The 13,846-nt window shown below is 40.9% G+C and carries 6 protein-coding genes and 1 pseudogene; 5 read left to right on the forward strand and 2 right to left on the reverse strand.

Features of this window, described 5'->3' with window-relative positions:
- The 3 genes and pseudogenes from B2V92_RS14300 to B2V92_RS14310 form a co-directional block, all read left to right on the forward strand.
- Positions 1 to 354, forward strand: a pseudogene (locus B2V92_RS14300) (hypothetical protein); the annotation flags it as partial.
- On the forward strand, positions 351 to 1,043 hold the full coding sequence (locus B2V92_RS14305) for a LytR/AlgR family response regulator transcription factor (RefSeq protein ID WP_293309280.1): 693 nt from the start codon (positions 351 to 353) through the stop codon (positions 1,041 to 1,043). The pseudogene B2V92_RS14300 and the gene B2V92_RS14305, both read left to right, overlap by 4 nt.
- A gap of 19 nt (positions 1,044 to 1,062) precedes the next feature.
- The gene (locus tag B2V92_RS14310) at positions 1,063 to 2,814 is read left to right on the forward strand and encodes a CocE/NonD family hydrolase (protein WP_293309282.1); all 1,752 of its coding nucleotides are present in this window, start codon (positions 1,063 to 1,065) and stop codon (positions 2,812 to 2,814) included.
- 321 nt (positions 2,815 to 3,135) lie between these two features.
- Here B2V92_RS14310 and B2V92_RS14315 read toward each other — a convergent pair whose 3' ends face one another.
- Both B2V92_RS14315 and B2V92_RS14320 read right to left on the reverse strand, forming a co-directional pair.
- Positions 3,136 to 4,815, reverse strand: coding sequence for a RagB/SusD family nutrient uptake outer membrane protein (locus B2V92_RS14315; protein WP_293309284.1), 1,680 nt, complete (start codon positions 4,813 to 4,815; stop codon positions 3,136 to 3,138).
- Positions 4,816 to 4,827: 12 nt separating this feature from the next.
- Complete coding sequence (locus tag B2V92_RS14320; protein ID WP_293309286.1) at positions 4,828 to 7,905, reverse strand: SusC/RagA family TonB-linked outer membrane protein; 3,078 nt, start codon at positions 7,903 to 7,905, stop codon at positions 4,828 to 4,830.
- Positions 7,906 to 8,754: 849 nt separating this feature from the next.
- Here B2V92_RS14320 and B2V92_RS14325 point away from each other — a divergent pair.
- Both B2V92_RS14325 and B2V92_RS14330 read left to right on the forward strand, forming a co-directional pair.
- A complete protein-coding gene (locus tag B2V92_RS14325; protein ID WP_293309288.1) occupies positions 8,755 to 10,290 on the forward strand; it encodes a SulP family inorganic anion transporter in 1,536 nt (511 codons plus the stop codon).
- 665 nt (positions 10,291 to 10,955) lie between these two features.
- Positions 10,956 to 13,829: a SusC/RagA family TonB-linked outer membrane protein gene (locus tag B2V92_RS14330; protein WP_293309290.1), complete on the forward strand. Its 2,874-nt coding sequence runs from the start codon at positions 10,956 to 10,958 to the stop codon at positions 13,827 to 13,829.
- Positions 13,830 to 13,846: the final 17 nt, after the last annotated feature.

Genomic DNA, 13,846 nt, shown 5'->3' on the forward strand with positions numbered 1-13,846 from the left:
GAAGGTTTGAGGATGGAAGAGCGGTTACAGTATGAGCTGGATGTGGATGTATCTTTATCCGGAACGATGGTGCCACGTTTATGCATCCAAACATTGGTAGAAAATGCCGTTAAACATGGTATTGCATTAGAAAAACAGGGTGGCAGAATTGATGTAATTATTGTTGAGGAAAATGGATTTCTCTGTATCAGGGTATTAAACCCAGGCAGATTGGTGTATGATGAAACGGTTAAAGGCATAGGTCTTCGGAATCTGCAGGAACGCTTAAGTTTGAGTTACGGGCAGGAGTCTGTTTTTAGTTTGTATGAGATAGAAGAAAAAGTTTGTGCCGAAATTAAAATCCCGATCAGATGAAAACAATACGTACCCTGATCATCGATGATGAACGCGGAGCAAGGCAGGAGTTGATCAGAATGCTGAAAAGTTATCCGCACATCACCGTATTGGCGGAAGCTACTGATGCAGATGAGGCCGAAAAGCTTATCGGGATGCTAAAACCCGATCTAATTTTTTTGGATATCCAGATGCCTGGCCGTTCGGGTTTCGATCTGCTGGAAAGTTTAGATCACCTGCCGGAAGTAATTTTCGTTACCGCTTTCGATAATTTTGCCGTACAGGCTTTTGAAGTGAGTGCCATGGATTACCTCATGAAGCCCGTGCGGGAGGAACGCTTTAAGAGTGCGATAGATAAAGCAGTTGAAAAAATAAATGGCGGCAATCAAGCCAGCGTATTTGTAAAGGATAGGGGCAAACATTATCTTATTAATTGGAACGATGTATACCTGATCGAATCGGTTGATAATTATGCAAGGCTGTTTTTCGGACAAGAACAGGTATTGCTTAAGAGTTCATTAAATAAACTGGAAGAAAACCCTGATTGCATGCGTTTTTTCAGGGCTAACAGGAATATTTTATTTAACCTGGATTACATTAACCAGGTAAGAAAAGATAACGGAGGCACTTTGGTAACACTTAAAACCGGGGAATCAATCAGGCTATCAGAACGGCAGGGTATAAAATTAAGGAGCCTTATTAAAACATAACACCATAAAATTTTTGATTATGAAGATAAACTTAGCAAAACTGGGTATGGCTGTGCTATGCCTCATCATGTGCACCACAGCTTATGCACAGCAGAAATTAACACTGCCCGATACTGCTCATTACCTTATTAACGATAGTGTGATGATTAAAACCAGGTATGGCGTCACACTGTCGGCTTTGGTGGTAAGAAAGAAAGGCATGCAAAGGCTGCCTGCAGCACTTTTTTACTTTATTTATTCCAATGCCGATAGAAGTTTAAAGGAAGCAAAATATGCAGCCGATCATGGTTATGTGGGTATTGTTGCCGATGCGAGGGGCAAGCGACTAAGCCCCGATCAGATTGAACCTTACGAACATGAAACGCAGGATGTAAATGCAGTTATCGATTGGATTATTAACCAACCGTGGAGCGATGGGAGGGTAGGGATGTATGGCGGAAGTTATTCTGGTTTTGCACAATGGGCTGCAGCCAAACACCTTCATCCGGCCCTCAAAACAATTGTACCTTATGTAGCGGCAATTCCCGGACTTGGATTGCCCATGGAGAACAATATTTTTTTAGCGGCCAACTATCAATGGGCATTTTATATCACCAATAACAAATATACCGATGATGCGGTAAACAATGATAATGCCCGTTGGCGCAGCATGCGCAACAAATGGTGGGAAAGCGGTGCAGCCTACAACAAAATCGATAGTGTTGACGGTACCCCGAATCCATGGTTGCAAAAATGGCTTTCCCATCCCGATTATGATACTTACTGGCAATCGATGGTGCCTTATCAACAGGATTATAAACAGATTAATATTCCGATATTGAGTATTACTGGTTATTATGACGATGGACAAATTTCTGCACTCGAATACCTCAGAGAACATTATAAATATAACCCATCTGCCCAGCATTATTTAATTATAGGTCCGTATGATCATTTTGGTGCACAGATTGGCGTCATACCGAAGTTGAGGGGTTATGAAGTAGATCCAAATGCTTTGATCAATACCCGCGAAATCACCTTTCAATGGCTTGATTATATTCTAAAGGGCGGGAAAAAACCTGTTTTATTAAAAGATAAGATCAATTTTGAGGTAATGGGTACAAATAAATGGAAACACGCACCTACTTTGGAAAAAATGGAAAGCGAACATGTCCGCTTTTATTTAGATCGTATTGCAGGAAAGGAAATGGTATTGTCAGATCACAAACCTGCCAAAGAAACTTTTATGCACCAGGAAGTTAATCTTGCCAATAGAACCTCATTTTATAACGATTATTACCCTAATCCGATCATTAAAAAAGAACTGGATACCACCAATGGGCTTTTCTTCGTTACCAAACCATTTAAACAGACTGTTTCAGTATCGGGCAAGTTGCAGGGAGCTCTTAAAGCAATCATCAATAAAAAGGATATGGATGTAGGCCTGTCGTTATACGAAATTACCCCGGAGGGCGAATATTTTCAACTTTCTTATTTTTTGGGGCGGGCAAGTTATGCAAAGGATATGAGCAAAAGGGAGTTATTGATACCCGGAAAATTAGCAAGCATTCCGTTTTACAGATCTAGGATGTTTAGCAAACAGCTTAAAAAAGGAAGCAGGTTACTTTTGGTGCTCAATATTAATAAAAACCCCTTTTCGCAGATCAATTACGGCACAGGCAAGGATGTAAGTAAAGAAACCGTAAAAGATGCCGGTGCTCCACTAGAAATTGAATGGTCTACAGGGAGTTATATCGATCTTGGTTTGTCTGCTAAGAAAGGGATATTTTAAAGTTTCAGGTGATTTTTTTACCACAGAGATACAGAGGTGATCACCGAGGGCACAGAGAATAGTTTTTATGTTGTAATTCCGAAATTGACCTTTCGATTTTAAACTCGTTTATCATTAAGAAAGATTTGGCTTGTTGTTTTAAGCTATTTATCTTCTAACCTCGGACATCCGACTTCCAACTATTTTACAATTAAGAGGTTAATATTGTTAAGAAATTTTGGTTATTTAATTTGTACTATTTGTCTTCGGACCTCGGTCAACTGACATCGGACATTTAGAATAAAAAAGCGCCCCGGTTTTTACATCGGGACGCTTTTTTCTTTAATAGCCTTTGGCCGATTGGGCCGCTTTTAAATTCGGATTGCCATCTAAGGCTGCCTGTGGATAAGGCATCAGTATAAATTTAGATTGCCATACACGCTCCTGAACCGGGCTGTTGGTAATATCGTAAGTGGTTTTCATTACATCTTTTGCAATATTCCAGCGTCTGATATCGGAGAAACGTTGCCCTTCTGCCGCCAGTTCGATGCGGCGTTCTTGTTGGATAAACGTTCTTAGTTTTTCTTTCGTGTTGTAAGTCGCCTGAGCCACTGCCGGCATTCCGGCCCTATCCCTAATATCATCTAATGCAGCATAAACACTTGCATCGGGGCCACTTAGTTCGTTTTTAGCTTCGGCATAAGCCAATAAGATTTCGGCGTACCTTATAATCGGGAAATCCTGTGCACCATCCCAATCGTTTTGTGTAAAGGCCGGATCTACCAGTTTTTTAAAGTTGTAACCGGTTACACTATTGTTTCCACCACCTTTTCCCCACGAAAATTTATAACCCGAATCAAAGCGGCTCCACGGCGATCCAGGAAATAATATACTGGCATAAAGTCTGGTATCGCGGTTTTTAAACTCATCAGCATAAGCAGCATTTGGTGCTCCGTTATTATAATTACTTGCTCTTGTAGTTGCGTTGGGCGGGGTAAATGGATTACCGTTTTTATCCCAATAAGCATTTACCATTTCCTGTGTTGGGGTAATGGAACTCCATCCGCCCAGGTTTCCCGGAGGGAATAAGGTTCTTAAGCCATTTCCATATTCGTATGAAGAGTTGGTAATGTTCTGCGAAACCAAAATGTTTTCTTTGCTGGTTTGCTCATTTGCCTGCCAAAATTGTTGCTCGTAACTGGCTAAACCTTTGTAAAACTTCTGTTTTTCGGCATCATCGGCAAAGCTTACATAAGCGCCAAAATCGTCTTGCGTATCGGCAGGGATCAGCGTATTTACCCTGAACAGCTGATAGCCAGCACCCATTACTTTTTGCGCACTGGTAACTGCATCGGCATATTTAGCATACTGCAACTGGATTCTGGTTAAAATGGCCCAGGCTGCACCACCGGTAATTCTTCCTGTTTCTGTTGTTGATCCACCTGGGTAACTTGCAGGCAAATCGGTTAATGCGCTTTGAATTTCGGCAATGGCAAAATTAATGACGTCTGCTTCTGCAGTTGGTGCTATACCGGTTTCGTGCGGATCGCTATAAGCAACCTTTAATAACGGTACCGGACCAAATGTTTTGGCCAGGTCGAAATAGGTTAACGCCCTTAAAACCCGTGCCTCGGCAATAAACCTTTTTAATAAAGCAGCAGGCATAGGGGTTTTACTTACATTATCAAGAAAGTAATTATACCTGCGGATATAGGTATAACGGCTGCCATAACCCTGATCGAGTGTGGCATTTATATTACCGGCAGCAATAGGCGTTGCATTGCTTTCCCATGGGTACTGGGCATAGGCATTATCTGATGATCCATCATCATAAGCATTATTGAAATTATTGTTTAAATAACCATAACAGCCGTTTAGGGCTAGAGTGGCATCTTTTTGCGATTTCCAGAAAGTGGTGCTCGAAGCCTGGTCCTGCGGAACGAAATCGATTGCCGATTTTTTGCAGCTACTTATTGCTAAGCTGGCAAAAATTAAACACGATATATATATTAATTTTTTCATAAAAAGCTTTTGTTAAAGGGTAAGGTTAACACCGAACGAATAGGTTTTTAGTTGTGGGTATGCTGCTCTTTGAGAAGCCGCCTCAGGATCGAAATCCTTTAACCTTTTGTCGCCACGGATGGTAAACGGATTGTTGCTCGATGCGTAAATCCTCAATCCCCTGATTTTGATCTTATCCAATACCGATTTTGGTAAGCTATAACCCAGGGTTAACGATTTGATCCTTAAATAATCAGCGTTGAACAACCAGAAATCAGATTGTTTTAAATTCTGTGTATTATCTCCCGAGACCAAAACCCTTGGGTAGGCTGCATTTGGGTTAGGGTTGGCAACTGTCCACCTGTCCAACACATATTCTTTTGCACCTGCACCATTAAAAAATGCCTGCGAAGCCTCATTTTCAAGGTATACTTTTACATCGCTAACCCCATTGGCTAAAACCGAGAAATCGAAGTTTTTGTAATTGGCAGAAAAATTAAGCCCGTAGATAAAATAAGGTACATCGTTACCCACAATCACGCGGTCGTCGCCATCAATTTTATGATCGCCGTTCTGATCTACATATTTAATGTCGCCCGCTTTGGTTCCATTTGCCTGAAAGGCATGTTGGGCAACTTCTGCATCGCTGGCAAATAAACCGTCAGACTGCCACATGTAAAATGAACCAATTGGCTGTCCAACCCTGTTGATATAATATCCGCTTGGAGGTGTTTCCGAAGCACCGCCCAAACTCACAACCTTATTCCATATTTTGCTCAGGTTACCACCAACAGAATATTTAAAATCGTTTATTTGTCCGCTGTAACTCAACGAAAGTTCGAAACCCCTGTTCCTTACCTGGCCCAGGTTAATAGATGGGTATTGCGTTTTGGTCGGATCCGAATCGCTGATCAAGCCTGCTTCTGTCGGGATTGTTGGATCCGGTAATAAAATATCGTTGGTTAAACGATCGAAAGCATCTACCTGTAGGGTTAATTTTTTAAACAGGTTAACATCCAAGCCGATATTGGTCATGTTGATTTTTTCCCATGATAACCTTGGATTGTAAATTTTATTAGGGAAAACGCCATCCTGTTTAGATTCGTCAAGAATTGCCGCTGTTCCTGTGCTTAAACCATCAAAATAATCGTAATTGCCCACATTATTTACGTTACCCAGTTTACCCCATGATGCACGGAGTTTTAATTCCGATATCCAGTTAACGTTTTTCATGAAATCTTCCTGCGAAATCCGCCATGCACCCGAGAATGAGGGATAAGCACCCCAACGGTGGCCGGGAGCAAATTGTGAAGATGCATCTAACCTTAAGCTGGCTTCTAATAAATAACGATTGTTATAAGCATAGTTAAACCTGCCAAATACCGATTCGAAAGCCTTTTGCTGGATACCACCTGATGAAGTTGTATTTAACGGATCGCTTGATCCACCATCAATTGCATTCAGATCATTACTTACAAAATTTTTGCGGATGGTTTTAATTACCCTGTCATTATAATTTTCGTAAGAAGCACCGGCCAATAGTTTTGCGTAGTGTTTATCAATTGTTTTTTCGTAGCTGGCTGTTGCCTGCGTTAATAAACGGCCTGTATTTTGCCAGTTTTCAGTAAGCTGGTTGGTATTTACAGCTGTTCCGCTAAGTGGTGCGCCGGTATTAAAATCCAGAATAGGATCGATAGTGCTAATAAAGGCACTATTTACCAGGTTGTAAAAATTATAAGAAACCAAACCGTTAATTTCTAAACCTTTTATTGGGGTATAGGTTCCAGTTAGGTTGCCAATAAAACGGTTGGTGCTGTAAGAATTACGGCCACCTTCTTGCAGCTTTCTGATTGTGTTGGTTGCTGCTGAGGTTCCATCTATTTTACCGCCGTTCATACTGCCCCAGTTACCGTTGGTTTGTTTGTTTACTACCAGTGGGGTAAGCCTGTTTAAACTGGTAAAATCTATTGCTCCGTTTTTATTATCAAAACCATCGCGGATGAACGAAATGTTGGTTCCAACCTTAAATTTGTCGCTAACCTGTGTTTCGGTATTTGCCCGTAACGAATAGCGCTCTAAATCCTTGCCCGGAATTAAGGAGTTTTGGTTAAAATAAGCGCCACTTAAGTAATATTTGGTTTTTTCGCCACCCGAAACATTAATGGCATGCTCCGTTACCGGGGCAGTGTTTCTTAAGGTTAAAGCATACCAGTCGTTATCAGGAAAACGGTCGGGATCCGATTGATTCTGGATTTTGGTTAAATCGCCTGCCGAATATACCGGAGCTTTGCCTGCATTGGCAGCAGCCTCGTTACGCAATGTGGCATAATCGTAAGCGCCAACCCAGCTAGGCAGAACCGTTGCAGATTGGATACCATAATAGGCATTGTAGTTAATGGTCATGCCGCCTTGCTTACCTCTTTTGGTGGTAATCAATACCACGCCATAAGCAGCCCTCGATCCATAAATGGCAGAAGCCGAAGCATCTTTAAGGATAGAGATGTTTTCTACATCATTGGTGTTGATCCTTGCAAAATCTCCTGAACTTACAATTACCCCATCTACTACGAAAAGTGGCTCAGAGGCACCCAAGTTACCTCTACCGCGTACATTGATGGTACCGATATCATTACCTACGTCGCCAGGCGTTGCTTTTATGGCCATGCCCGGTACAGCGCCCTGCAGGGCATTGGTTAAAGAGGTAACCGGACGGTTTACAATATTTTTGGTGTCTATGGTGTTTACCGAACCCGATAGGTTTACCTTTTTCTGTGTACCATAACCCACTACCACTACATCATTAAGCGATTTTGAAGAGGAGGTGAGTACCACGTTTAGAGTGGTTCGGCCATTTACAGGTACATCCTGCGGATTGTAGCCAATAAAAGAAATGGTGAGTACGGCGTCTGCCGCAGCGGTGATCGAAAATTTACCATCAGCTGTGGTACTTACGGCATTGCCCGTGCCTTTGATCAATACAGTTGCGCCCGGTACAGTTCCTCCGTCGTTATCCTTTACAACGCCGGTAATTTTTACCTGTGCAAAGGCGAATAGAGAGAACATTAAAAACAAGCCGGTTAGAAGCGCTTGCCTTCTTCTTAATTTGTTCATGGTTTTTTTGTTAGTTAATAGCTTAAATACCGCTTTTGAACGGCCTATGCCGTAATTTAGAAATGATACCAGCCATACTGAAATAATTGCAGTACCAAACTCAACGCAAACGTTTGTGGAAAAACTGAGATTTGACACCTCAAAAAAATGAGCCCCAGCAAGGCTGTGATGGCATATTAAAAAATGTAAAAATGACAATTAATCAGCTGCTCTTGTGTTTACAAATACTAAAAACGAAGAGGCTTGTTTTGAAAAACGGTCGTGTTGATGCTTCCAACAAAGATTAATCTGGCTATAAAATTAGAAAGCGGAAGTAAAACTTAGCGCAACCGTTTGATTAGTGAGCTGTAGAAAAGCGATTACCTGTCTTTTTCCCGCAGATGACACAGAAAAGGGCGCAGATTTATACAGGCATCTATACAGCCTGTTATCTCAACGGCAACATGGATCTATCCTAAAAATATCGATTCAATAATCAAATATCTGCGTCATCTGCGTTTCTTATCATTTTAGATCTGCGGGGAAAAAAGAAATTTGTTTTTGCCCGCTAATCATGCAGATGCCGCAGAAAAGGGCGCAGATTTACACAGAGATTTATATAGCCTGTCATCTCAACGGCAACATGGATCTATCCTAAAAATATCGATTCAATAATCAAATATCTGCGCTTCTTATCATTTTAGATCTGCGGGAAAAAATGAGATTTGTTTTTTACCCGCTAATCATGCAGATGCTGCGCAGATTTGATCAGGTTTTATTACGAGTTATATTATTAGCCGAACTGCGAACATTATCAATCATATTCTGTTATAAAATCGGATATTTACCCCTTTAAATATTATCCCATACATGAAACCCTACCTGCAGCTTTTCGATTTTTCAAAGAAAATAAACTATAAAACCGAAATCCTGGCAGGCTTAACGGTTGCTATGACAATGATTCCCGAATCGTTATCATTTGCAATCCTTGCCGGTTTCCCTCCGTTAACAGGTTTGTATGCCGCTTTTATAATGGGTTTGGTTACCGCTGTTTTGGGCGGTCGGCCCGGCCTGGTATCGGGCGGGGCAGGAGCAACAGTAATTACACTTATTGCATTGATGAAAATCCAGGGCATTGAATATGTTTTTGCTGCGGTTGCCCTGGCAGGGCTTATCCAGATATTGGTAGGTTTATTTAAGCTGGGCAAATTTGTAAGGCTTGTTCCGCAGCCGGTAATGTTTGGTTTTGTTAACGGTTTGGCCGTGATTATTTTTATGTCGCAGTTAGAACAGTTTAAAACCCTGGTTAATGGTAAGTTAGCATGGTTAAGTGGTACGCCTTTATATATTATGTTAGGCCTCGTTTTACTTACTGTGGCCATCGTGATCATTCTCCCTAAAATAACAAAAGCTGTTCCCGCATCGTTGGTAGCCATTATTGTGGTTTTTTTGGTTGTGCTTTGCTTTGGTATTGATACCAAACTGGTTAAGAATATTTCTTCGGTAAGCGGAGGTTTTCCACCTTTCCATATTCCTAAAGTTCCTTTCAGTTTTGAAATGTTAAAGGTCATTTTCCCTTATTCGCTCATTATGGCAGGTGTGGGTTTAACAGAGGGTTTGCTTACTTTAAACCTGGTTGATGAAATTACCGAAACCAAGGGTAACCGTAACAGGGAAAGTATTGCACAGGGGATTGCCAATATGTTAAATGGTTTTTTTACCGGTATGGGCGGTTGCCCGATGATCGCACAAACACTGGTAAATCTTTCTGCTGGTGCAAGGGCCAGGTTATCGGGTATTATTGCGGCGTTAACCATATTGCTTATTATATTAATAGGTGCACCGGTAATCGATCGTGTGCCCATGGCAGCGTTGGTTGGGGTAATGATGATGGTTGCCATCGGAACCTTCGAGTGGATGAGTTTTAAGGTGATCAATAAAATGCCCAAACAGGATATTATTATCGGTATTTTGGTAGCTGTGATTACCGTTTGGCTGCATAATCTTGCCCTTGCTGTATTAATTGGTGTTATCGTTTCTGCGCTTGTTTTTGCATGGCAGAGTTCGAAACGCATCAGGGCTAACAGGTATATTGATGCAGATGGTATTAAACACTATGAAATATTCGGTCCTCTGTTTTTCGGCTCGGTAGCCAATTTTAACGAACTGTTTACCATCGCCAGTGATCCTGCCACGGTAACGGTCGATTTTAAACACAGTCGTGTTTTCGATATGTCGGGCATTGATGCACTGAATAAACTCACCGAAAGGTACCGGGCGGCCAATAAAAAACTGCTTTTAAAACACCTTAGTGATGATTGCAGGCACCTTCTTAAAAATGCAGATGAAATTATCCAGGTAAATATTATCGAAGATCCCACCTACAGGGTGGCTACAGAAAGATAGGCGTAAAGTATTATGCCCCTTAGCGGTACGGCGATTAATTTATATACAATATTAATTTTATGTTAAGCATGGTGCAAGCTTCCATTTATTATAAGGGATTGCAACCGTGTGAACCCTAAATAAACCAATAAGTAGTAAAACGTTTAACTAGATTTATTTTCAGCAACATAAAATGCCCTAATTTATTGTGTGGGGGGCGATAAAACACTGCTAAGTGCTGTTTTATAGGATGTTAAAATTTCTATATATTTTAATAATATTTAATTTTTTTATATGTCTAATTGACAATTATTATAAAAAATGGAATATTATTATCTGATTTAATAAAAATTTCATAAAAATGACAATTTGTTGTTAAAACGATTTAGTATATATATATTTGATTTAACCAAATGCTAAATTTTATGAGAATCCCTAACTATTACTCCAGAAGTACCTATTCCTCTAATCAAGGACATTTCTTGCCGTTTCCGAAAAAATAAGTTTTAGAAATCATTTTTTTACCAATTAAAGATCCATTAACTATGCGATACTTATGGGCGTGCCTTGTCTTTTTTGCCGCGTTATCATTAAACGTTTTACCAACTTTTGCAGCGGGCAAAAAACTTCATAAAGGCCTAACAATTAACTATTTGATCTTTCAGGATACGACTAAAATAAAGTTCGTGCCGTTAAAAGATTCGTTGCGGAAAGATAGTTTGGACCAGATCAAGCGAAAAACAATTTACAACAAGCTCTCTGGTGGTGTTCAGAAAGACACTAAAGAATTATCCCTTTTTCCCGCTATTTCCCTTCAGCAGAATTTGAAAGGAAATTTTGCAGGTTTGTATGTTCAGGAGCCATCGGGCGAGCCTGGTACCATACAGAACATGTTTTTAAGGGGGGCGCCAATGCCCTTGCTGTCCAAAAAGGATGTATATGCATCACAGCCTTTGGTGGTGCTTGATGGTGTTCCGCTGATTGGCGAGCATCCTTTCGCTTTTGATATCCAGCAGTACGATTTCAACAGGATCGGGCCTGCCACCAATTTATTAAGTACCATCGATATCAATAACATCGCGTCGGTTGAGGTACTCAGCGATCTTGCCGCAACCGCAGTTTATGGCCCAAGGGGTGTTAACGGCGTAATTGTAATCAAAACCAAATCTCCTGATGGCGTTTCGCGTGGTATCAGTTTCAACTCGTATATCGGTATGGCGCAAAAGCCAACAGTGAATACCATCAACGGTAAATACGAAAACGAATTCAGACAGCGCTTTTACAATATTTATACCACTAACGGCAGGTATTCTGACGATGAGGCTTATCCGGTATATTTAAGCGATTCGCTTAATAATGTATATAGCGGCAAATCAAACTGGACAGATCTTTACTATAAAAATGCATTGGTTTATGGTATCAATCTGGGATTAACAGGCGGATCAGACCGTGCAAACTTTAGGTTCTCAATCGGTAATACCAAAAGCAGCGGCGTTGCCGACGATACCGGTTTAGACCGTTACAGTGCGATGTTCAACATCAATATGAAACCTGTTAAATGGTTATTGTTCTCTGCCATGATAAATGGTAACCGCCTAAACCGCGATAGGAACAGGACTTTAAGGGACAGGTTTGCGCAGATCAACTATTTTCCCGATTTAAGTGCCCCACTGGCACCCAATAAAGATTATTACGCCAGTTATTTAAATGCTTATAACAAAGGTTTTGATGATAACAAAACCAACAGTATACAGGGCTTCGCCAAATTGGTGGCCACTTTGGGTAAATTTAACATCAGCTCTACCTTCAATGCAGATTATAACGAAGGCTATAGGGATATTTTTTATGCCCGTACCTTATTACAGGGTAATAGTTATGCATCCAATTATTATGGTTTTAACCAGAGGTTGATGATGGACAATAAGGCAACCTACGATCTGAAACTGAAAGAGGTACACGATTTCCATTTCGAACTGGGGCAATCGATGATGTGGGATATCTATAAATACAATTATGCCTATGCCTATAAAGGTGCCAACGATTATATCAAGATCAACCTGTTGGATTCTAAACCCAAAAACGACGATGGTTCTGATAACCCGAACTATTTGGTGCCAACAGCTTTCCCTCGCGAATTAACCTACCGTTTTTTGGATAAAACAGCCGATAACCTGTTATCATTTTATGGAAAGGTAAATTACTCATATAACGATAAATACTTTTTATCAGGAATTTTACGCCTTGATGGTTCATCAAATGCACAGCCTACCAAACGCTGGTTTTATTCGCCAACCCTTTCGGCAGCCTGGAACATTAAAAACGAACTGTTAAAAGACGAAAAAAATATCGACGACCTGGTATTGCGTGCCAGTGCAGGCAGAATGGGCAGGGCATTTACCTTTGATAACTATGCACAGGGACCGCAGTACACCTCATCAGTTGGTTACACCGGAAATTTAACTGTGCCGGGTTATAATGCAATAGGTGTACTAACCAGGCCGTATTCTTTCGGTTGGGTGGGTTATGGTGTGCCGTGGTCGTACTCCGATCAGCTAAATGTCGGTGCTGATGTGGCCATGCTTAAAAACCGTTTACATGTATCGGTTGATTATTATATCAAAGCAGAGAGAAACCAGTTACTGGGTATTCCATCTTACGCAGAGTATGGTTACAAACAATCGATAGAAAGTGGTTTAAATATGAACAATACCGGGGTTGATTTATCGATCAGCGCCCTGGTTATTTCGAGAAGCAAATTCTCATGGAATTCGTCGCTTAACCTTAACCACAACAGCAATAAATTAACAGCCTTACCAAGAGGTTTGAACGAGATTATTATCGGTAACCGCTTTTTAAAAGTTGGTGAGCCTGTAGATCAATACTGGTTATTAGAAAACGAAGGTATTTATACCGCAAACAACCAGGTGCCTGTGGTAAACGGACAGCCCCTTAAATACAATGGTACGCCGTTAAAAGCCGGTGATCCGAAATGGAAAGACCAGAACGGCGATAACATCATCGATGAAAGAGACAAGGTATTAAAAGGCCACTCATTACCGGTTTTGGCCGGAGGATTTGATAACTCCTTTAAATATGGCAACTGGACCTTAAATACCAACCTATATTTCAACCTGGGCAGAAAAATCATCAACGAAGAAATGGCGGCCCGTTTCGATTTTGTAAACCATGAGGGTAATACAGATGTGTCTTCGGTAAAAGAAATCACTTTTTGGGAGAAAAGGGGCGATTACAGCAAGTATCCATTGTACAATCCTTGGAGCACCGTAATCCCTTACCGCACCGATCAGGATCTTTTCCTTGAAAACGGTTCATTCCTAAAACTTAGATCGGTTTCTGTTGGCTACGATTTTGGCAGTTTCCTGAAGCGGAAAAATATCAAGATCAATAAAATCTTTTTATACGGTTCGGTAAATAATGTATTTGTAATTACCAAATATACCGGTCAGGATCCGGAGCTGGTGGGTTACGATGGCATTGATACTGGTTACGGCCAGCCGATACCAAGAACATATACGTTGGGTGTTAAAATGGAATTATAATATGGAAAGAAATACGT

Origin of the sequence: Pedobacter sp. UBA5917 (genome assembly GCF_002432345.1) — a bacterium.
Taxonomy (GTDB): domain Bacteria; phylum Bacteroidota; class Bacteroidia; order Sphingobacteriales; family Sphingobacteriaceae; genus Pedobacter.

Bases quoted from the DNA above. Each gene is read 5' to 3' on its own strand.
- B2V92_RS14305 (WP_293309280.1), top strand. From the start codon at position 351: ATGAAAACAATACGTACCCTGATCATCGATGATGAACGCGGAGCAAGG.
- B2V92_RS14320 (WP_293309286.1), bottom strand. From the start codon at position 7,905: ATGAACAAATTAAGAAGAAGGCAAGCGCTTCTAACCGGCTTGTTTTTA.
- B2V92_RS14310 (WP_293309282.1), top strand. From the start codon at position 1,063: ATGAAGATAAACTTAGCAAAACTGGGTATGGCTGTGCTATGCCTCATC.
- B2V92_RS14325 (WP_293309288.1), top strand. From the start codon at position 8,755: ATGAAACCCTACCTGCAGCTTTTCGATTTTTCAAAGAAAATAAACTAT.
- B2V92_RS14315 (WP_293309284.1), bottom strand. From the start codon at position 4,815: ATGAAAAAATTAATATATATATCGTGTTTAATTTTTGCCAGCTTAGCA.